The following is a 21,459-nucleotide window of genomic DNA, read 5'->3' as shown; positions in this document are numbered from 1 at the left end:
TCATAAATTTTATATCGCTCAAAACACGCAGGAAAATGATTCGCGGCTCATGCTTCGCACGCCGAAAAATTTTCGTAGTGCACAGGTTTGCCAAGTGAGCGCACGCGCGCGTACTTAAAGTACGTAAACGAGCACGAGTGACGGCAAACCGCAACAATACGAAATTTAGCAAGCATTTTATTTGTCGTCGTCCACAACCTCATAATCCGCATCCACAACATTATCGTCAGCAGAACCTGCTGCGCCGCCTGCCGCACCGGCGTTCGGATTGAATCCGCCTGCCATGTTCGGATCAAAACCCGCGCCGCCTGCTGCCTGCTGCGCCTGTGCAGCCTGCTCATACAGCTTGGTAGAAATTGCGTGGAATTTTTCGGTCAGGGCTTCTGTCTTTGCCTTGATATCATCCGGATTGTTTGCTTCCAGCGCCTTTTTCAGGTCTTCCTTGGCATCCTCTACGGATTTCTTTTCATCGTCAGAAATTTTGCCTTCTAATTCACCCAGCGCCTTTTCTGTTTCATATACTAAATTCTCAGCCTTGTTTCTTTCTTCGATTTCAGCTTTTCTCTTTTTATCTTCCTCTGCGTACTGCTCTGCTTCCTTTACCTTCTGGTTGATTTCCTCGTCAGACAGGTTGGTGGAAGAAGTGATGGTGATGTTCTGCATCTTGCCAGTTCCCAGATCCTTTGCGCTTACGTTTACGATACCGTTGGCGTCGATATCAAAGGTAACCTCAATCTGCGGAATACCGCGAGGCGCTGGCGCGATACCGGTCAGCTGGAAACGTCCCAGCGTAATATTGCCGGAAGCCATTTCTCTTTCACCCTGCATAACGTGAATGTCTACAGCGGTCTGATTATCAGCAGCCGTTGAGAATATCTGGCTCTTTTTGGTCGGAATGGTTGTATTCCTTTCGATCAGCTTGGTTGCTACGCCGCCCAGGGTCTCAATAGACAGAGAAAGCGGTGTAACGTCCAAAAGCAATACGTCGTTAACTTCGCCAGTCAGTACGCCAGCCTGAATTGCAGCGCCGATGGATACACATTCGTCAGGATTGATGCCCTTGAACGGTTCTTTGCCTGTTACATTCTTTACTGCTTCCTGTACAGCCGGAATTCTTGTAGAACCGCCGACCAGGATTACCTTAGCGATATCGCTGTTGGAAACGCCAGCGTCAGCCATTGCCTTCTTCATCGGTTCGATGGATTTTCTGACAAGGTCAGCGGTCAGCTGATCGAATTTTGCTCTGGTCAAATCCATGTTCATATGCAGAGGTCCGTCTGCAGTTACTGTGATAAACGGCAGATTGATGTTGGTAGTCTGTGCGCTGGACAGCTCTTTCTTTGCCTTTTCAGCAGCTTCCTTCAATCTCTGCAGCGCCATCTTGTCAGCACGCAGGTCTACGCCGTTTTCCTTTGCAAAGGAATCAGCCAGGAAGTTCATAACAGCATTATCAAAGTCGTCGCCGCCCAGATGGGTATCGCCGTTGGTTGCCAATACTTCAAAGACGCCGTCGCCCAGCTCCAGAATAGATACGTCGAAGGTACCGCCGCCCAGGTCGTATACCAGAATCTTATGGGAGCCTTCTTCTTTGTCGAGACCGTATGCCAAAGATGCCGCAGTTGGCTCGTTGATAATTCTCTTTACTTCCAGACCGGCGATTTTGCCTGCGTCCTTAGTTGCCTGTTTCTGCGCGTCGGAGAAGTATGCAGGAACGGTGATAACCGCTTCTGTTACCTTTTCTCCCAGATAGCTTTCCGCGTCAGCTTTCAGCTTGGAAAGAATCATTGCGGAAATATCCTGCGGCGTATATTTTTTACCGTCGATTTCTACAGTGTAGTCTTCACCCATATGTCTCTTAATAGATGCGATGGTTCTTTCCGGGTTGGTTACCGCCTGTCTCTTTGCAGTCTCACCTACCAGTCTTTCGCCGTTCTTTGCAAAACCAACTACAGACGGTGTGGTTCTATTACCCTCCGCGTTTGCGATTACCACCGGATCGCCGCCTTCCAGTACGGATACGCAGCTGTTTGTTGTTCCTAAATCTATACCGATTACTTTAGCCATTTTAAATTCCTCCTTTTGGTTATGTTAAATTTACTTTTTTTACGTATATTTTGCTTTCGCCAAAGCGCTTACTTAAATTAACGAAGATTTTTTTCGCAGTACACAGGATTTTAAGATGCTGCGGCAGGCGCGTACTTTGGGTACGTAACTGATGCAGTAATCGAAAAAATCCGAAGTAATGCGGAAAAAAGATCGTTAATTGTTGACTTTGACCATCGAAGGCCTAATAACCTTCTTATTGAGCAAATACCCCTTTTGCAGGACTTCTGTCACTTTGCCGCTCTCATAGTCGGCATTGTCCTCTGTCATCACTGCATTATGGAAGTTAGGATCAAAATCCTCTTCTTCCGCTTTTATTTCCTCCAGCCCGGCTTTTTCCAAAACCCCTGTAAGCTGTTTGAAAATCATCTTCATTCCTTCTGCAAAGCTTTCATCCGCGGCTTCATGCTGCAGCGCTCTTTCGAAATTGTCCATGACGGCAAGCAGTTCCACAACGATCTTCTCGTTAGCATAGGCGTAAATATCGCCTTTTTCTTTCTCCGCACGTCTCTTGAAATTCTGGAAGTCCGCCATCAAACGCAGATACTTGGTCTGCAGCGCCTCATCTTCCTCAGTTTGCTCAGCGCCCGAATCACATGCGTCTGTCTGCTGTTCTTCCGCTGATTCTGTTTCTGGCTGTTCCTCTGAAGTCTGTTCCTGATCCTTTAGATCCTCTTTGACTTCTTCATTTTCCATATTTGTCTTTTTCTCCTCGTTATTCACGATCCTCTTCACCGCCTTCTAATTGAAATGTATTGTTTAGGTTTTCCGTTAAATATTCTATAATTGATGTAATTTCTCCATATTTCATTCGAGTCGGCCCGATGACGCCAATCTTGCCTACCATTTTGCCATCTACATGATAGGTTGCCGTAATTACAGAACAATCATTCATCAAATCATCAGCATTTTCATCACCAATCGTTACGATGATACCGTCTTCTCTCTCGATTAGTTTCTTTGTGAAATCCTCTTTTTTATCCAATAAAGACAAGAAGCTTCTGGCCTTTTCCAAATCGTTATATTCCGGGATATCGAAAATATTGGTTAAACCATCCATGTAAAGGTTTACATTGAGCATTTCTTCCAACGTTTTCATGAAATTCGGCATAATATTTTCTGCCAATCTGCTCATGGCCTCAATATCCGACTCAAAATTGGCAATGATATGATGTCGTAATACATCAGTAATTTTCTTACCATTGTAATTATACGTCATATTTTTTGCCAAAAGCTGCAGGCCTTCTTCTGTATACGGAACCTTCATACGAAGGGCTGTGTTGGAAATCTTACCGCTTTCAGAAACAATCATCAGCACTACAGTATTCTCATCCACCGGCAAAAGATTGATAAACCTTAAGGTATCCTCATTCTTCGTTGGCGTCATAGCAAAGGACGTCAAGTTAGTAATCTCTGAAAGGATCTTCGCAGCATGCCGTATGGTTTCATCAAATTCATTTACATTGCTTCTCAGCCGTTCAGCAATTAGATGTTTTTCTGTAGGAGATAATTCGTGCTTCTCCATCAAATTGTTGACATATAATCTATATGCTTTATCTGAAGGCACTCTGCCAGCAGAAGTATGCGGATGGGTCAAATATCCCATCTCCTCCAAATCGCTCATTTCATTTCTGATCGTCGCCGGGCTGATACCCAGTTCAAATTTTTTCGAAAGGGTTCTCGAACCAACAGGCTCCGCAGACTTAACATAATCACTGATAATCGCCTGCAATATCTTCAATTTTCTCTCTGTTAATTCCATTTCCTTCTCCTTATTAGCACTCACTCCATCCGAGTGCTAATCGCTATATATAATATAGTCCTATTCTGCGCTGATGTCAACAGGTTTTTTACATTTTTCCAAGTCTTTTATCTTTATTTGGGCAATTTATATCTCAAGTCGCCCAGACAAAATAAAAGCAACAAACCATATTCATATGATGCACACAATCTTATCAAAAAACTTGCTAAAAAAGATTCTTTGTGATACGCTTATACTAGGGCAAATAAGCGGGCAAAGGCGATATAGCCAGGGATACCATCTTTGTTTGATAACACAGGAGGTTATATATAATGTTAGAAAAATCAAAGGCATTGCTGGAAGAATCCCGCAAACGCCGTACCTACAGAGAATTCCTGCCAGAACCAATCGACATGGAAGTGATTAAAAACTGCGTTTTAACTGCGGGAACCGCTCCAAACGGCGCGGATAAACAACCATGGCATTTCAGCATTGTCACTGACCCTGCCATGAAGGCAAAAATTCGTGAAGAAGCCGAAAAAGTAGAAAAGGAATTTTACGAAAGCAAGATTACCGACGAATGGCAGGCTGACCTCAACAAACTAGACGTAAACTGGGAAAAGCCTTTCCTAACGCAAGCGCCTTGTCTGATTGTTATTTTCAAAGAATGGTACAAAACGCTGGAAGACGGCACCAAAGACCAGAACTATTATGTCAACGAATCCATTGGCATTTCCATCGGATTTTTAATCAACGCGCTGCGCAATGCAGGTCTTGCCAGTCTGACCTATACACCAGCGCCGCCGACTTTCCTTCGCACTCTGCTGGGACGTCCAGAAGGTGAAACCCCGGTCATGGTTCTGGTGGTAGGCAAACCTGATCCTTCCTACGATCTTCCAAAATTAAAGAAGAAAACTTTTGATGAAATCGCTGATATCATCTAAGCTGTACAAAGCTATAATTAAATCTACACAAACTGAAACGCAATGTCTTTTCATTGCGTTTTAATCTTTTATTTCTTATTCATTTTCCGCCTCTCATAGAAAATGCTCAAATACAAATATCTGCGTTTATTTACGCCATCGCTTCCTCAAGTCAAAGAAGAAAGCCGCCGTCAGAAATGCCACATCACAAATAAGGAACAGCCAGACGGGATAACAATAATCATCTCTGTTCGTTCCGTCCAATATCACAAATGGAATTATAGCGACAAGCATAGCTGCAGCAGCTACTGTTGCATAGGCTGTCAAACTTCGCAGCCCAACCTGACGGTCACCTTTAATGAAACAAAAAATAGACCAAATATTTCCTATCACATAAACAGCAGCCCCAAGATTAATAATCCGCTCTGCCCACTGACGCAGAATTTGCCGCTGTGCAAAATTGAGTTGAGAAAACGGAAATCTGCTGCACATAACAAAGAAAAGAATCCCATAAACAAAGATACTTACCGCTGCAGTAATAATAAATGCGATAACAAATTTCTCATTTTTAGTTCTATTTCTCATATATATTCTCCCACCTTTTCTTATAGGTGCGTTACGTATTCGGATTAGTTCTACTTTCTTAGCATATCTTAGCTTTTACAACATCCTATAGCCTAAAAGATCCTAACTCTATCTCCGCCTTAGACGGTAAGCGCGGAAGCTTATCTGCTGCCTCCAGCAGATTTTTTCCTAAGAGCATAAACTTTTCCGAGCCACATACCTTCATGTCAAAAGCGTCTAGCGGCTCATAGATGTCTACAATCTGTTTTGTTTTCGGATCATACTTTACCAGCACTTCAAAACCTCGCCTGACCTTTCTTCACTATCACCGTAAATATACTCCGTTTCCAAGCTATACAGGTAAATATCCAATTCTTTGCTCTGTAATTCTCCTTCCAGCTTTCCGGATATATTATATTGGTTTAAAACAGTATCATTGCGCTCGTAAAAGTTTTGCCAAGCGTCCTGCTTTGCTATCAGATAAGCCTCTACGTCCTCAGAGATATCGCTATCAAAGTCATTGTCTTCCCCAAGATCGACATTCCTGCACATAGCTATAACATCTTGCATCAGAGTATTCGCCTCACGTGTCTCATCATTTTGTTCTTTCCGTTGCTTTCACTGACCGCAGACAACAAGGCTGCCCAAAGCAAGAGACAGCACTAAAGCTATCGTAAAAAATTCCCATGCTCTTTTTTTACCCATTTTTTCACCTCTTATAAATTCCGTCTTCCTCTAAATCAAAATCATAAGCTGTAGATATTACGTGTTTATTATATCATTGTTTTCAAGAATTGAATAGATACTTCTCGCTTCATATTATATAAAACAATCCCCTGCCAAGAGATGTCGTATCTGCAATATTTACAGATCAGACCCACCTCTCTTTTCTTGCGTATTTATTCCATTAAAAACAGTTGCGCCGACGCCGCCTTATAACGTCTTCCTCTGGATATATCATAAGCTACCGCAGTTTCCATAACAGTATATCGATTCTGCAGCATATTCATTCTGTGAGATGGAGAAGCCTTCCACTGTTCAAAGAATTTTCGCGCCATAATGATTGCGTTTCCGTGATAATTTCCGCGCCATGCAAGATTTTCACCCCATCCTCTCGCTCGCAATGATATATGCATTTCTTTGAAAACCGTATCAAATCTGCCGATTTCACCATTTCGCATATAGCGCTGATGCGCCAGTCGGGGATGCTTCAGCGCTTCTTCCGCCCTTCTTTTCGCAGCCTCCCGAATTTTCACACTGCCGCGAACCTCTCGCAAGCCATGCTCTCTGCGATACTGATTAACTAAGCGCAGCATTTCCCTACGAAACTTTGAATCATAGGTATCCCCAATCTCTTTCTGCGCTCCATACGCAGATGCTTCCGGCTCTGAAGCAAATTCGCCCATACCAGGCAGACTTCCCGCTAAGCATACTATTATAATTACAGATACCGCAAAAATCCTGTTGTACATTTTTCTTCTCATTTTTAACCTCCCGTCTTCAATACGATCTTTACTGTTTAGAAGTATGCATGTCCTCTCTTTACCATATTATATCCAAAATAAAACATTATTTCAACCGTTTTCCACTTAATATTTCCTTATTATTTCCATTTTGGTTTGATTCACTTAGCATTCTCTCCTTGACGTAAAACAATGCAGCACTACTTTTTTTCCCAAAATAGCCAAATTTACTTCCAAAATTCGACTTTTGCCGTACACTGCTTGTGGTATAATATATTATATAATTATAGTAAGAAAGGAGACGAGTTTATGGATTTTACCAATGAAGTCAAATCCGCAATAGAGCCTTTAGTGCAGGACATCTCCGCTCTCTGTCAAATAGACAGCGTCGAGGGCGAACCAAAGCCAGGCATGCCTTTTGGCGAAGGTCCGGCAAAGGCGCTTGCAGCAGCTCTTGCAATGGGCGAGCGGATGGGATTTCGCACAGAAAACTTCGATAACTATGTCGGACATATCGAGTTCGGCGATGGAGATGAAATGATTGGCATTTTAGGACACTTGGACGTTGTTCCTGCTGGTGACGGCTGGGACAGAGATCCGTGGGGCGGACAAATTGAAGGCGGAAGAATCTGGGGGAGAGGCACCTTAGACGATAAAGGACCTCTGCTCACTTGCCTCTATGCCATGAAAATTTTAAAAGATCTGAACGTACCTCTTAAACGGAGAATTCGCCTGATCCTTGGCACCAATGAGGAAACCAACTGGGGTTGTATGGACTATTATCTGCATCAGGTAAAACCGGAAATGCCTGTTGCTGCCTTTTCACCGGATTCTGAATTTCCAGTGACTTTCGCAGAACTGGGTATGCTGCAATATACCCTGACACGGAAGATTGATGAAGTAATCAACATAGAAGGCGGAAGCGCGTTTAACTCAGTACCGTCCTCAGCCAAAGTGATTCTTCCTGAAGCGCTGGAAGCAGAAGTGAGACAAGCTGTTTCTAACAGCAAAGATCCGTCCATCTATCAGATTAATGTTGACGGCGGGAAATTGCAGCTGGAGGTAACCGGTATCGGCGTTCACGCCAAGGATGTCCACGAAGGCCGCAACGCCATCAGCTATATGATGGATGTACTAGGAAAAGTATCTGTCACCGGTCAGTTGAAAGAAGTAGTCGATTTCTATAATGCGCACTTTGGAACAACGGTATTCGGTGAGAAAATGGGAATCTCTGCATCTGATGAAATTTCTGATCACTTAACCTTAAATATAGGCAAAATTCAAGCTGTGGATGGAAAACTGACCATATACTGCGACAGCAGAATTCCAGTCAGCATCAAGGTAGACGACATCGAGAACGCAGTCAAACAGAAGATCCAAGGTACTGGTTACACCTATGAACTGGCATCTAAAGAAAATCCACTCTATGTAGAAAAGGATTCTGAACTGGTAAGCACTTTAATGGAAGCGTACCGCAAAGTAACCGGCGACATGGAAAGTCAGCCGATGGTATCCGGCGGCGCGACCTATTCCAGAACCATCAGCAACTGCGTTGCTTTCGGCTGCTTGCTTCCTGACCAAATTGACACCATGCATCAGGCCAATGAAAGTCTGGAAATTGATAAACTAGAGATCTGGCTGAAAGTTATGGTAGAAGCGATTTATCAACTGGCAAAATAAAATACGATTAAAGAAACGAGGTATTCACAATGAAGAAAAAACAATTCAGAATGCCGCCTGCATTGATTATCGTCATGATGTTCCTGTTTATCGTAGGCATCATGACCTGGTTTGTACCGACCTCCGTCGTAACTACCGACGAGGCGGGAAACAGTGAAATTATTTATAATGCTGCCTTCGATGCAGACGGAAACATTATTGAAAATGCAGGGACTGACCCTGTAGGCATCTGGGACTTTTTCCTGGCGCCGATTAAAGGCTTTGCCAATGCCGCTGATGTTGCCATGGCGATTCTGGTATCTGGCGGTCTGCTTGCCGTACTTACAAAAACCGGCGCCATGGATGCCGGCATCAATGTACTGGTCAGAAAGTTCAAGGGCAATACGCTGATTGCACTTCTGATGATTGTATTTGCTTTGATGGGAACGGTTTACGGCGCATGGGAAGAACTTCCCGCTTACGCAATTATCATTATTCCGCTGTTTGTAAAAGCGGGTTACGATGTGATGACCGGTATTCAGGTTATTCTGATCGGTGCAGTCTGCGGTAATATGGCTGACGTTGTCAACCCATATGCCATCGGCGCTGCGGTTGCTGCCATCGGCAATGACGAGCTTTCTCTGGGTTCCGGTATTTTACTGCGTCTGGTACTTTTAGCAGCGTTGCTGGCCTTTGGTATCTTCTCCGTAATCCGTTATGCCAATATGGTCAAAAAAGACCCGTCTAGATCTGCTGTAGCAGGAATTGATAGTATACAGGTGCCGATTCGTTCGGACGAAGGAGAGACTGCTTCTGCGGAGACAACCAAAATGTCAGGACGTCACAAGGCCTCTCTGATTGCGTTCGGTATCGTAATTCTTGCCTGCGTACTGGGCTACGTGCCTTGGGACTCTATTCCTGTAGGCAATCAGACCATGTTCGAATATGTGAACATTCTGCAGACCAAGCTGAGCGGTACATTCTTTGGCAACTTGCTTGGTACTGACAATTTTGTGTCTTTTGGCTGGTGGTATTTTGACGAGTTTTCTGTTACATGGCTCATCGGCGCTATTGTCATCGGTTTGATCAATAAAATGGATCTTCACGAGTGGGTCAGCACCTTTATAGAAGGCTGCAAGGATCTGATGGGCGTTGTCATGGTACTTGCGGCTTCCAGAGGAATCTCCATCTTCATGGGTTCCAGAGAATCCGGGATGAGCATCACTTTTATCCATTGGATTCAGAGTTTCTTGTCCGGTGTTCCTCTTTGGGCGTTTGCGATTGCGGCAATTATTGTATATCTCCTGATCGCGCTGGTACTGCAGTCTACAAGCGGTGTTTCCGGCATCACTATGCCGATTTTCGGCGCGCTGGCATTTGCATTGTTTGCAGGCACCTCTGCTGGCTCCGTCGGCGGACAGGTAATTCTGATGTCGGCATTTACCTGCGGTGTAAACTTCGTATGCAGCTGGTATCCTGAATCTACGAATATGGGTATCATTGAAATGGCAGGCGTTCCATATAATGTGTTTGTAAAACAACAGCTGAAAATTACAGTGCCTTTGCTGATTATATCTACGCTGATTATTTCTGTCGCGCCGTATATCGGACTGGCATAATTCATTCGACTATCGTGATTACAAATTAGTCGCATAACAAAACGGGATCTCCTTTACGCGATACAAAAGCGTCTAGTCTGATCCCGTTTTAAATTTACTATGAAATTTTACCCTTAGGCATATTGGCAATATAATCGCTCTTTACTGCCGGAACGTAGTATGTTGCACAGTCAACATATGCGCCTTCCGTTCCGGTCTCGCCTTCCAAAGAAGCTTCACCATCTCCTTCAGGCGCCATACCCTCCGGTAATTTCACATCAAAGGCATAGTACGGCATAAAAATATTAAAATCATCACCTGCCAAATACACTAAGCTGATCCGCTGTATATATCCAAGTCCCGGCATGTCGTGATCATATCTGGTCACATAGTCTCCCAACGCCAGCAGCCTCTTTGCTTCATCCTCTGAAATTATCGGATATTCCTCAATCTTCTCACTGCCGGCCAGATAATCCTTAATAAAAATGCTTTGCAGATTTCCAGCGTCATCCAAGTGGAAAAACACACGCTTTAAGTTATAGCTGACGATATCACCCTCTAAAGTATCAGTCTTCTCATAACCCCCGATCATCCATTTTTGCCATTCCTCTTTCCAGACTGCTTCAGCTACCGCTTTGCCCTCCTCAAAGCCAGCCAAATCGGCGTACTTATCCAAAAGCCAGGCGGTGACACGCTCCATATTCTCCTGTGTTCTCTCCCCCTTTGGTATTCTGCATTCCTCTGGTAATTCCACCTCGTCAGCAAACTGTATCAAAAGCTCGTGTCCTCGGGATGACTGTATCGTCCCCTCATCATTCTCTGCCTTCGCTATGAAGCTTACAGCACCGTCATCCTTTTCCCCGTAATCACACCCTATCACCACATCATCCGCTTTTACATCCATATCCACTGCTGCCGCCGCCAAAAGTACACGGTCGACAATCGCCGCTTCCTCTGCAGCCTTCAAATTCTCATCATTGGCAATAAAAGCATCGTTAGAGTAAACCGGCAATAATTCCACCTTGCTTCCCGATTTCCACGGGTTCTCAGTTTCCCTCACACTTTCTTCCGCCAATACTTTCTTCGTACGCTTTTCACTATGGCTATCACGTTGTTTTTCCTCTATGGTCAGTATAGGCAGTTTCGCCATATTATCTTGCGGCAAAGGGTTTCCGCCAGACCCTTTCTCCACAGGCATCATTTTTACGCATGCAACGACTGCAATAACCAGGCAGGCCGCCAAACATCCGTAACGTAACCACAAATTCTTAGGCTTTTTTACGGCTGCCGGTGTGCACGCAGCCGCCTCGCTTATAAAATCATCCTCTATATCGCCTATGGCCGACAAAAATTTTTCTTCCATTTTCATAATGGAATGTCCTCCTTTTCCAGACAATCCTTCAGTTCCTTTCTCATACGAAACAGCATTGTGGCCACCCTGTTTTCTCTCATAGACATCTCCGCCGCAATTTCTTTAACCGGTGTCATATACCAATACCGTTTAACAAAAATCACTCGATTCACTTTAGGAAGTCCTCTGAGAAAATCATTGATCACCCCTGTCAAAACACTCTCATCAATAAAATCCTCTACCAGACATCTGCTTGCAACACATTCCTCTAATTCCGCCAATGCCGCAGCAGTCTGACCTCCGCCTCTTTTCTTCGCGTTATACCCTTTATACTTATTCAACGCCAAGTTACGAGTAATCTTACCCAAAAAAGTAGACAACTGTACTGGCCGATGCGGTGGTATAGCATTCCAAGCGCGCAAATAAGTATCGTTAACGCACTCCTCCGCGTCCTCACTGCTATATAGGATGTTGTACGCTATGTGATTGCAGTATTTGCTATACTTCTCTGCTGTAGCCGAAATCGCCCCCTCGTCTCTCTGCCAATACAGATCGACGATTCTGCTGTCTTCCATGGTTGTCTCCTTTCCATAGCCCTTCTGAATCAATACACCATTTTTTCTGTTTGATATTTCACAAATTCCGCTTTTTTCCCTGGAAAAATATTGTGCCTTCAAATTTGTTATGCCGTTCCATCAATTTTCTGGCTTTCTTCAATTCTCCGTTCTGCACAGCCTCATTCACTTCGGAATGTGCTTTAAGGCTCTGCTGATGATTTTCCTTTGTAGCCATGTATGCGAAATTGCACATGTTTATCTGATTCTGCGTTTTCATAGCATAATCACGAATAATCGGATTCGTACAATGTTCAATCAGCACCTTATGAAATCCTACTGACGCTTCGTGAAAACGGCGATCATCACCGCATTCACTAGCTGTCAGCTGCATTGTCATCACTTCCTGCAATGCGCTCTGAAGTCCCTGCAAATCTTTAAGATAGCCAAACGAATCAAATACTAAACCGCCCAGCGCCGCGTTAGCCTCAATCAAATCCTGGGCTTGTTCATCTGAAAGCTGAACTACGCTGGGGCCCACATTATGTTTCTGCTCTACAAAACCTTCCTGAATCAGCCGGTTTACAGTCTCCCTTACCGGGGTTCTGCTGACGCCGAAATCCCTGGCCAAATCCTCTATATTAAGCCGATCCCCCGGCAAAAGCTCCCTACTTTGTATTTTATCCAGAATCAAACCGTAGATTGCATCTACCTTTGATATCTTTGTATTTCTCTCAGCCATAGACGCCTCCTGTCAAACCCTTGTTCTCTGTCATCTTATCATTCTCCTAAATCTTTGTCAATATCAGCGCAAACTGGTGAATACGGTAAACGGACTTTGTATTTTTTATGCACGCAAAATGGAGGCCACTCCTCAGCCTCCATTTTCCTTTTGCTATTAAATTATCATTTTAATATGGTCTAGGCTGCTCTCTCTTACTGTTTTCCTTATCAATAATCTTGCAGACAAGAATCCATAAAACCAATGCCAATACAGCGAATACCAGAATTGCTACAAAAGACGAATCATATGCGCCGCCGGACTTTTCTACCAGGCTGCTGCTGATCGTCGGTCCGATAATCGCCGCCGGAACTAAGTTAAACATACCGATACCGAAATTCACAGCGAAAAATTTTGGCCCATAGTATTTCTGAATCAGCGTGGAACAAATAGTCGGGTTCGCACCGTAGCTCAATCCCATAGCCAGAAGTCCGACCAGAACCAGAACCATGGAACCTGCCTTCGCACCTGCCAACAAAGCAATGCCGCCGGCAAACATGAAGACCACGTCTACGATCATAGCAACTTTTCCATTGGTCTTATCATAGATTCCACCTACAATAACACGGCCCGCACCGTTAAACACAGATACAATCATGCCCACGATAGCCGGCGCTCCAAACGCTACTGCAATGGACGCGGCGCTGTTAATCACCATCAGTCCGCCTACGCCAATTACGACGCACCAAACGATAAAAATCCAGAAAGACGCTGTTTTCAGCATAACTCCAGGCCCTTCTCCATACAATTCCTTTTGCGGGCCACCCTTACCTGCCGGAGCATCAGGCACTTTGATAAAAAATGATCCAACTGCCAGAACAACGAAAATCATAATGCCCAAAATCATGAACGTTGTAAAGATGCCCTTAGACGCAATCAACCCCGTAGCAATGCTTCCCAGAATTAAAGCGCCCAGACCAAAGCCCATCATCATAATGCCGCTGCAAAGGCCCGGCTTATCAGGAAACCATTTGTTCATAGTTCCAATTACACAGTTGTATGTAAGACCTACGCCCGTGCCTCCTAAAACACCGTAACAGATATACAGCATCGGCAAGCTGGAAGACGGATTACCCGGATCCAGACGAGATACGCCGAAAAAGCCCGCCAGCAAACAGACAGCCGAAAGAAGTATGATCATTTGCGGCTTAAATTTTGCTGCCAGCTTACCTGCCGTAAATCCACCAATACAGAAAAAAATCATAGAAATCGTAAATGTCATTGAAAGCTGCGATAAAGACCACTCCGTATAAACTTCACTGAACGGTGTTTTGAATAAAGACCATCCATAAATGAGTCCGCAGAAGATCAGAAGCAGCGTGCCCACCGCAAGGTAGAGCCATCTTTTGTTATTTGCCATTGCACTCATTCTCCTTTTCATATAAGATTCTTACTGTTGTCCGCGCCGTCTCTGATGAAAAGGGCGGATGAAATAGAAGTATATTCCACCCGCCGTCACCTTAGACAAACGCATTATTTTCCATTGCTTTATGACTATTTTATAGATTTTCTAACAAAAAGTCAAGACGTTATTGCAGTTTATCTCGTCAAATTTTCACTTTTTTTAAGCATCGTGACGTCATTCGGCTCACCTCATATCCTCAATCAAGAAATCTATAAAACGGAGACCGCATCTGCAGCCTCCGTTTCTTTCTATGTATTCTTCTGTAAAGATCAGATGTCTTTGACAAAATCATTGTTCTTTTGTATTTTTATCAACGCTGAAGTAGAATATTGGTCTTCCAACGGAAAGCTGTCCCTGATTGATTGACAAAAATACGTAGATTACAGAAATTTATCAATGTCAGCCTGCTGCTGAAGATTTTCGCTCCCACGTACCTAACGGATTACTACGATTTAGGGGCGCTTCCCATCGAGCCACCAAATACGGAACCGGTATCCACATGGTTACCTGCGGCATGGCAATATGAATACAGCGCGCCCGCCTTTACAGCCCATATCACCGCCGAACATCCTTGATATGGTCTTCCTTTATACCGCTTTGCATGCTTGTTGTGCTCTTTTCTCAAGAAAGCATTTATTAAAAATCATCAAAACAATGAAATCTCCCAATAAGCTGGAATTTATTCTATTATTTTTTCAAAACGGAACATTCCATCTGAAAATTGTTCATCGCTTTCATCGTAACACATTTCTGAATCATTGGGTTCAGGATGAAATTTATTAAAAAATTCAACAATACGAAACCCTCATCTGTTTACATAGAAATGAATATTACGCTGTTGAAAATATGGTGTCATTGTCTCCCAGATTTTTACCTCAGGGTGAAGTTTTTCAATTTCACACCACGCGGCATATCCAATTCCTCTGCTATGAACATCGGGAGATACGAACAAAAGGTCTAAATCTCCTTTTTCACCTTCAACCTTAATCACAACGCCACCAACAATTTTTCCTTCTTCTCTAATAATTCGATAGGCTTCTCCATCTTCTATAGATTGCTTAATTGTCTCTCGTGAAATAATTTGTCCTTCTTCCTCGAAGTGTTCATCTCGAAGTCCAAATTCTTCCATAGCTCCAAAATTAAATGCTTCTTGACTGTCTCTGATAAACTGCTCCCTATCATAATCTTTAAGAAGACGCAGCTGTATCATACTATTCATCCCTTTATCCTCTCAAATTCCTGTTTGGCAAGCTGACACAATCATAGTATATCACGCGTTCAGGCGGCTTTCAATCCTTATTTCAAGGGCTAATCGTCGTGATAAGTGAAACATCCCCCTTGGTTTTTTTCTTACCCTATTGACAATGACAAAAATCCATGCTATTATTCCTAACAGAGTTAGGAATTTTAAAAGGAGTTTTCAGCATATGAACTACACCGAATTAGCAATCCAGCTCATTGATATGCGCGCCTGTGCACCGCAAATCAAGATGGAGCGAGCCATGTCCCAGATAGCAAGGGGCGAAATTTTAGCATTAAATTATCTGGCGGCAAATGGAAACCGGGCATATCCAAAAGACATGAGCAGAGCGCTTATGCTGACCACAGCAAGAGTCGCCGCCATGTTGAAGTCTCTGGAGAGACAGGATATGATAACACGAACGCCTGATCCTGCGGACAATCGACAGGTCATTGTTTCCCTGACAGAAAAAGGGATGTCTTTAGTCGAAGAACGCCGAACAGCAATGATTCATTCAGTAGCAAAAATGCTGGAGGTTTTAGGCGAAGAGGATGCAGAAGCCTATGTCCGCATCCAGGCCAAATTGATTGAGCTGGGTGACATTTGGAGGTAATGATCCTAAATTTAAATTGAAGGATCAAACAACAAAATAGCTGAGGCACTATAAATTACTATAGAGATAAGTCCTATGCGAGTAGTCGCATAGGACTTAATTTTTTAGGAGGTAAGAACATGAACCCAATCATACAAGTAGAGCACTTTTCTAAAAAGTACGGGAATTTTACAGCGGTGGACGACATTTCCTTCACTGTAGACGAAGGCAGTATTTTTGCTTTCCTCGGCCCCAACGGCGCAGGGAAAAGCACGACAATCAATACGCTGTGTACAATCCTTGACAAAACTGAGGGCAGCCTGATCATAAACGGTCATGATGTTTGCGAAGAACGCAGTTTAGTGCGTAAAGACATCGGAATCGTTTTTCAGGATTCCACCCTCGACGCCCAAATGACAGTGGAAGAAAATTTGAAATACCATTGCAGTTTCTACAAAGTGCCGAAAAAGGAGGTACGGGATCGTATCAACTTTGCCCTTGATCTAGTAGAACTTACGGACTGGAAACGGGCAGCGGTAGGCAGTCTGTCCGGCGGCATGAAACGGCGGGCTGAGATCGCAAGAGGCCTGGTACACGACCCCAAAGTTTTATTTTTGGATGAACCTACCACAGGTCTTGATCCGCAGACCAGAGCCAATGTGTGGGAATATATCCAGCGGCTTCAAAAGCAGAAAAATATGACGATCTTTCTGACTACCCACTATATGGACGAGGCGGAGGTCTGCTCAAAAATCGTCGTTATGGATCACGGAAAAATCGTTGCTCAAGATACGCCGGAGAACTTAAAACACCAATATACGGGCACGGAGGTCGATGTTGTCTGCACACAACCAGAACTGCTTATGACTACACTGGAAAAGCGAGAGGTTTCCTACCGGAGAGATGGGAACAAACTGGTTTTCCATACAAAAAAAGCGCCTGCCGCATTGGAAATTTTATCCGCGCACAAGGACGAAATTACAGACTTTGAAGTGAAAAACGGAACGCTGAACGAAGTGTTCCTGGCCATTACAGGAAAGGAGATTCGAGAATGATGAACCCAATTACAGCAATCGTACAAAGAAATTTACTAAACTATATCAGGAGCAAGGGACGGGTACTTGGCTCGCTCTTTATGTCCATGTTTATGCTGGTGATGTTTTCGTTTCTGATGAAATCTGCCATGAGCGGCCTTGACGCACCCATGCCCTACCTGATTTCCGGCGTGATTATCATGAGCGTGTTTCAGGTTAGCGTAAACAATTCCTCCGATATCCTGTCCGACATTTCCAGCGGCTATATGAAAGAGGTTCTGGTTGCGCCCATCGCGCGAACACAGATTTCCATGGGACACATTCTGTCGGGAGCTCTTATCGCCACGCTGCAGGGCGTCGTTACCATGATCTGCGGCATTGTGCTTGGACTTCGGGTGGGCATCCTGCAAATCCTGCTTCTGGCCGTGGTAATGCTGGTTTCCGCTATGGCATTCAGCGCGATCGGTCTGTTTTTGGCTACAGTTTCCAGAAACTCCCCTGCCTTTCAGACCCTCAGCTCCATGATTATGATGCCCCTGACCTTTGTTTCCGGTGCGTATATCCCTACCACCATCATACCTGGCTTTCTTCTGCCCATCGTCTACTTGAATCCGCTGACCTATACAACCTCAATTTTCCGTTATGTTGCTTTGGGAGCCCATACGCAGACTACAGAGGAATTGGTTAGACAAGGCATAGCCTTCGACCTTGGCGGATTTGTTATCACGCCGCTGATAGGCCTTGTCATTACCATTTTGATCGGCGCCTTTTTCTTTGTGCTGTGCGTGCGCAAATTTAATCGCGCAGACTTTTCCACCATCAAGGTTGCGACAGGTATGCGAGGCGGCGGCGCTCCGGCAAAATAGTTTACGCAGGCAGATGTCACCTATAGATTTCCATAATATTTAATATTCTACCTATTCTAACCACACTTGTTAATAAGTGATTAGAATAGGTAGAAAATAACATCTTTTTGCAAATTTTTACTTAAAGCTGATACAAGATTTCTCCAATATCTCCATTGATACAAATAGATTTGTTTTTTATTTCATCAGGTGCGTATGCCTCTCCATCGTTTAAGCAGATATAAACGGCATTCTTCCATTTATGCGTCATACGCCAAAAACTGTATTTCACTATTGTTGGCGTATTGAATCCGACCGCTGCCTCTAAAAACAGCACTTTCACATTCTGATGTCCGCGAAGAAATTCTGCATACCGCTCCGAAGCCTTATGCCATCCTTCATCCTCTACAAAGGTATGGTCTGCCCGGAGATTCATGCGCATGGGCTTCCCGCACTTCGGGCAATGCGGAATAATGTCTGAGGGAACCGCCATTTTAGGTGATACGCTTTTCGGCAGAATCAATGTACCATCTGTATCAATCACGTAGCCCTGTGCTTCAACCATTTCCCGGATAACCGCCTCATTATCGTAAGTACTCTGGTGGCAGGGTCTGCTGCACTGGAACAATCCATAATCTCCTTGTGTGTAAAAAAGCCGGTGTTTATCAAAGCCAGCCTTTTGAAAACAATGATCCACATTCGTTGTCAGCACGAAATAGTCTTTGCCTTTCACCAGGTCGTACAGTTTATGATAGACCGGTCTCGGGGCATCCATATACCGGTTGATATAAATATACCGACTCCAATACGCCCACTGTTCTTCCAGCGTATCGTATGGGTAAAAACCACCGGAATACATATCCCTGAAACGATACTTTTCCGCAAAGTCATGGAAGTATCTGTCAAACCGCTCTCCGTCATAGGAAAATCCCGCGGAGGTTGACAATCCCGCGCCAGCGCCAATTACAACGGCTTCCGCATGTTCAAGCTCATATTTCAGCCGGGCAGTCTGCTGCAAGAAGTCTTTGGTAAATGTCGTAGTCCCGTTCTTTGAACACATTGAATATCACCTCCATCTGACGATTTGTCTGCTCTTTATAATCTTTTACCGTTTTCACCGCAATTTCTGCCGCTTTCTCCGGCGGAAAATGGAACTCCCCTGTAGAAATGCAGCAAAAGGCAATACTGCGCACACCATTTTGCTCCGCCAGCCCAAGACAGGCGCGATAACAGGACGCAAGCAGTTCTTCATCCCTTCTTGTAAGCCTCCCTTGCACAATAGGTCCTACCGTATGAATCACATATTTGCAGGGAAGATTGTACGCAGGTGTAATTTTAGCGGTTCCGGTAGGCTCCGAAAAACCCTGCTCTTTCATCAGCTCCGCGCAGGCAAGGCGCAGCTGCACACCGCTGAAGGTGTGAATCTGATTATCAATGCAGCCGTGGTTTGGGCAGAAGCAGCCCAGCATCTGCGAATTGGCGGCATTGACAATGGCATCACAGGCAAGGGTGGTAATATCTCCTTTCCAAAGGTAAATACCGCTGCGCGAAGGCTTTAGCGCCGCAAGGGTTACAATGCCCTTTTTTCTAGTCTCCTCTTTCAGATAAGCATCCTGCACCTCTAAAAACTCCGCCTCTGCCGGCATCGGCATGCGAACATTTAAAAACGCGCGGAGCAGTTTTTTCTGTCCTTCTTCATCTGCCGGAATTTCAATATCAGCATAATCCGGCTGTTCCCTTCGTAATGTCTCAATTAAAAAGCGTCTTCTTTTTTCCTGCGTCACAATCATCCCTCCTAAACGATGGCGAAAAAATCCGCCGGTCACTGGTTACCAGAGCGCCGGCAGATTCCCATGGGACCCAATTATTCGCTTACCACGCTGATACGCTTGCGAATATTATTTCCTTTTACTGCTTCATCCACCATTGCGATGGCATAGTCAGCATAGCTGATTACACTCTCTCCTTTTGCGTTAAGGGTCAGTTCCTCGCCGCCCAGGATATATGCTCCGGTACCTTCCCCTTCCGCCTGAAAATCGCCGGCAGGACTGATATAGGTCCATTTTACATCTTTTCTTTCGCGAAGTTCTGCCAAGGCTTTCGCCATAGCAGCTGCCAGCGGTTTAAACATATCTGGAAAATCCGGACCATCAGCTACACAGATCGTATGTTCAGGATTTACATACAGACTGCCCGCGCCGCCTACCACAAGGAGCCTGGTGTCTGTGCCGGATAAAACATCACACAGATGCGCGAGCGAAGTGCTGTGCTGCGGAAGAGTTTCCTCGGTCCACGCTCCAAAAGCATCGATCACCACATCAAATTCCTTCAGGTCCGCAGCGGTCAGATCAAATAAATCCTTTTTCAGCACCTTCTGCGCTGCGGATGTGTTTTCCCCGCGAACAACGGCAGTCACATCCAGACCTCTGCCTACAGCCTCTTTTACAATCCACTTACCAGCTTTTCCATTTGCACAAATTACTGCGATTCTCATTTTAAATTCCTCCATTTTCATATCATAATTTTACGACTTGCTTCGCTGATTCGCGGCCGCTTTCCTCAGCTCTTGTCTATATGATAGACGGGAAACGCGCCGGTGTAAAGTACGCACAATATTGTGGTATAGTTACCGCCGGGTAACTATTGGATGGTTACTTTAAAGAAACCTTTTGACAAAATCAAGGGATTTTGCTGGTTTTACAGTTAAAAAAAAAATTGTTTCCGGGCTATGTTTTCACGGCAAACGCGCTAGAACAAGAATTTTGCGCCGGAAACTTTCTTTCTAACACATTGTGTTAAAAAATCACAATAAAGAGTCAGATTTCAAATTTGTGTTTTAGCAAAAATGACACTTTACCTGTCTTTCTTCACGGAATGTGTCATAAATAATTTAACAATATTATATAATTACATTAAAGCGAGCGGCAATATTTACATTTTCTGTAAATCAGCAAGTTCAAACGCAAGTTAGAATGCAGAAATCTGACACATTCCGGTCAAAATCACACTCATTGTGTCAGATTTGCAAAAACGAAAAAACAAAAATGACACTTTGTACTCAAAATTGCACAGATTGTGTTAGAATCGATATTACGCAACAATTCTAAGGATTTTCATGCTTTTGCCGTGTCATATTTCTATTCCCCCTTGACGGGCAGCATGTTATAATGCTAGGATATACTATATTCGGAGGTTTACGATATGGCAGAAAAAGAAGCAAAGAAAACCCTGCCGGCTTGTCCGGTGGCAACCACCTTAACTCTCATCGGTGATAAATGGAAAGTATTGATTCTTCGCGATCTCCTTTCCGGCACAAAACGGTTCGGCGAATTAAAGAAGTCTGTGGGCAATGTTTCGCAGAAAGTCTTGACAGCGCAGCTTCGCGCCATGGAAGAAAACGGTTTAGTCAGCCGCACCGTGTACGCGGAGGTTCCGCCACGGGTCGAATACGCACTGACAGATCTGGGTTACAGTCTGAAACCGATTCTGGACGCAATGTGGAATTGGGGTGAAACCTATCAGGCATCCTATGACGCATAATTCATAAAAACAATCACGCATATCTAACGCGGGATTTTACTGACACTTATTGACACAATAAAGGCG

General features: G+C 44.3%; 22 protein-coding genes. 7 read left to right on the top strand and 15 right to left on the bottom strand.

The window, feature by feature from the left end; genetic code table 11:
• Positions 1-177 precede the first annotated feature (177 nt).
• The 3 genes from dnaK to hrcA all read right to left on the bottom strand — a co-directional run bounded on the left by dnaK (position 178) and on the right by hrcA (position 3,865).
• Positions 178-2,064: a molecular chaperone DnaK gene (gene dnaK, locus ACPW7J_RS04845; protein WP_161873878.1), complete on the bottom strand. Its 1,887-nt coding sequence runs from the start codon at positions 2,062-2,064 to the stop codon at positions 178-180.
• Between the two features lie 195 nt (positions 2,065-2,259).
• Complete coding sequence (grpE, locus tag ACPW7J_RS04840) at positions 2,260-2,799, bottom strand: nucleotide exchange factor GrpE (protein WP_425756957.1); 540 nt, start codon at positions 2,797-2,799, stop codon at positions 2,260-2,262.
• A 19-nt stretch (positions 2,800-2,818) separates the two neighbouring features.
• Positions 2,819-3,865, bottom strand: a complete 1,047-nt coding sequence (gene hrcA, locus ACPW7J_RS04835) for a heat-inducible transcriptional repressor HrcA (protein WP_161873876.1) — start codon at positions 3,863-3,865, stop codon at positions 2,819-2,821.
• Between the two features lie 311 nt (positions 3,866-4,176).
• Between hrcA and ACPW7J_RS04830 the strand changes: the two genes are divergently transcribed.
• Entirely contained in the window at positions 4,177-4,788 is a 612-nt protein-coding gene (locus ACPW7J_RS04830; protein WP_161873875.1) for a nitroreductase family protein, read from the top strand.
• Positions 4,789-4,914: 126 nt separating this feature from the next.
• On the opposite strand, the gene ACPW7J_RS04825 is transcribed toward ACPW7J_RS04830, so the two are convergent.
• From ACPW7J_RS04825 to ACPW7J_RS04810, 4 genes are all read right to left on the bottom strand, one after another.
• The gene (locus ACPW7J_RS04825; protein ID WP_161873874.1) at positions 4,915-5,352 is read right to left on the bottom strand and encodes a hypothetical protein; all 438 of its coding nucleotides are present in this window, start codon (positions 5,350-5,352) and stop codon (positions 4,915-4,917) included.
• 85 nt (positions 5,353-5,437) lie between these two features.
• Positions 5,438-5,626 (bottom strand): hypothetical protein, encoded by a 189-nt coding sequence (locus ACPW7J_RS04820; protein ID WP_425756955.1) that lies wholly within the window; start codon positions 5,624-5,626, stop codon positions 5,438-5,440.
• A complete protein-coding gene (locus tag ACPW7J_RS04815; RefSeq protein WP_425756953.1) occupies positions 5,617-5,901 on the bottom strand; it encodes a hypothetical protein in 285 nt (94 codons plus the stop codon). Before ACPW7J_RS04815 ends, ACPW7J_RS04820 begins: the two co-directional genes overlap by 10 nt.
• A gap of 329 nt (positions 5,902-6,230) precedes the next feature.
• A complete protein-coding gene (locus ACPW7J_RS04810) occupies positions 6,231-6,815 on the bottom strand; it encodes a CAP domain-containing protein (RefSeq protein WP_425756952.1) in 585 nt (194 codons plus the stop codon).
• 288 nt (positions 6,816-7,103) lie between these two features.
• On the opposite strand from ACPW7J_RS04810, the gene pepV reads away from it, so the two are divergent.
• Together pepV and ACPW7J_RS04800 are read left to right on the top strand one after the other, a co-directional pair.
• Complete coding sequence (gene pepV / locus ACPW7J_RS04805) at positions 7,104-8,474, top strand: dipeptidase PepV (RefSeq protein ID WP_425756950.1); 1,371 nt, start codon at positions 7,104-7,106, stop codon at positions 8,472-8,474.
• 29 nt (positions 8,475-8,503) lie between these two features.
• Positions 8,504-10,072: a YfcC family protein gene (locus tag ACPW7J_RS04800; RefSeq protein WP_161873871.1), complete on the top strand. Its 1,569-nt coding sequence runs from the start codon at positions 8,504-8,506 to the stop codon at positions 10,070-10,072.
• Between the two features lie 97 nt (positions 10,073-10,169).
• Here the strand turns inward: ACPW7J_RS04800 and ACPW7J_RS04795 are convergent, their stop codons facing one another.
• From ACPW7J_RS04795 to ACPW7J_RS04775, 5 genes are all read right to left on the bottom strand, one after another.
• Positions 10,170-11,420, bottom strand: a complete 1,251-nt coding sequence (locus ACPW7J_RS04795) for a hypothetical protein (RefSeq protein ID WP_425756948.1) — start codon at positions 11,418-11,420, stop codon at positions 10,170-10,172.
• Positions 11,417-11,977, bottom strand: coding sequence for a sigma-70 family RNA polymerase sigma factor (locus ACPW7J_RS04790; protein ID WP_161873869.1), 561 nt, complete (start codon positions 11,975-11,977; stop codon positions 11,417-11,419). Before ACPW7J_RS04790 ends, ACPW7J_RS04795 begins: the two co-directional genes overlap by 4 nt.
• Before the next feature lie 58 nt (positions 11,978-12,035).
• Positions 12,036-12,698: a GntR family transcriptional regulator gene (locus tag ACPW7J_RS04785; RefSeq protein ID WP_425756947.1), complete on the bottom strand. Its 663-nt coding sequence runs from the start codon at positions 12,696-12,698 to the stop codon at positions 12,036-12,038.
• 169 nt (positions 12,699-12,867) lie between these two features.
• Positions 12,868-14,097, bottom strand: a complete 1,230-nt coding sequence (locus ACPW7J_RS04780; RefSeq protein ID WP_425756945.1) for an MFS transporter — start codon at positions 14,095-14,097, stop codon at positions 12,868-12,870.
• An 850-nt stretch (positions 14,098-14,947) separates the two neighbouring features.
• The gene (locus ACPW7J_RS04775) at positions 14,948-15,361 is read right to left on the bottom strand and encodes a GNAT family N-acetyltransferase (RefSeq protein ID WP_425756943.1); all 414 of its coding nucleotides are present in this window, start codon (positions 15,359-15,361) and stop codon (positions 14,948-14,950) included.
• Between the two features lie 208 nt (positions 15,362-15,569).
• Between ACPW7J_RS04775 and ACPW7J_RS04770 the strand changes: the two genes are divergently transcribed.
• The 3 genes from ACPW7J_RS04770 (at position 15,570) to ACPW7J_RS04760 (ending at position 17,874) form a co-directional block, all read left to right on the top strand.
• The gene (locus ACPW7J_RS04770) at positions 15,570-15,995 is read left to right on the top strand and encodes a MarR family winged helix-turn-helix transcriptional regulator (RefSeq protein WP_425756941.1); all 426 of its coding nucleotides are present in this window, start codon (positions 15,570-15,572) and stop codon (positions 15,993-15,995) included.
• Positions 15,996-16,114: 119 nt separating this feature from the next.
• Positions 16,115-17,029, top strand: a complete 915-nt coding sequence (locus ACPW7J_RS04765; protein ID WP_425756939.1) for an ATP-binding cassette domain-containing protein — start codon at positions 16,115-16,117, stop codon at positions 17,027-17,029.
• Positions 17,026-17,874: an ABC transporter permease gene (locus tag ACPW7J_RS04760; protein ID WP_425756937.1), complete on the top strand. Its 849-nt coding sequence runs from the start codon at positions 17,026-17,028 to the stop codon at positions 17,872-17,874. The genes ACPW7J_RS04765 and ACPW7J_RS04760 overlap by 4 nt, the downstream gene beginning before the upstream one ends.
• Positions 17,875-17,995: 121 nt before the next feature.
• Here ACPW7J_RS04760 and ACPW7J_RS04755 read toward each other — a convergent pair whose 3' ends face one another.
• The 3 genes from ACPW7J_RS04755 to ACPW7J_RS04745 form a co-directional block, all read right to left on the bottom strand.
• Positions 17,996-18,913, bottom strand: a complete 918-nt coding sequence (locus tag ACPW7J_RS04755) for an SIR2 family NAD-dependent protein deacylase (protein ID WP_425756935.1) — start codon at positions 18,911-18,913, stop codon at positions 17,996-17,998.
• Complete coding sequence (locus ACPW7J_RS04750; protein ID WP_425756933.1) at positions 18,843-19,637, bottom strand: protein-ADP-ribose hydrolase; 795 nt, start codon at positions 19,635-19,637, stop codon at positions 18,843-18,845. The genes ACPW7J_RS04755 and ACPW7J_RS04750 overlap by 71 nt, the downstream gene beginning before the upstream one ends.
• A gap of 80 nt (positions 19,638-19,717) precedes the next feature.
• The gene (locus ACPW7J_RS04745; RefSeq protein ID WP_425756931.1) at positions 19,718-20,347 is read right to left on the bottom strand and encodes an SDR family oxidoreductase; all 630 of its coding nucleotides are present in this window, start codon (positions 20,345-20,347) and stop codon (positions 19,718-19,720) included.
• Positions 20,348-21,054: 707 nt separating this feature from the next.
• Between ACPW7J_RS04745 and ACPW7J_RS04740 the strand changes: the two genes are divergently transcribed.
• On the top strand, positions 21,055-21,393 hold the full coding sequence (locus ACPW7J_RS04740; RefSeq protein WP_425756929.1) for a winged helix-turn-helix transcriptional regulator: 339 nt from the start codon (positions 21,055-21,057) through the stop codon (positions 21,391-21,393).
• Positions 21,394-21,459: the final 66 nt, after the last annotated feature.

This window comes from Ihubacter sp. rT4E-8 (assembly GCF_049852125.1).
GTDB lineage: Bacteria > Bacillota > Clostridia > Peptostreptococcales > Anaerovoracaceae > Senimuribacter.
This window is presented reverse-complemented; position numbering and strand designations above follow the sequence as displayed.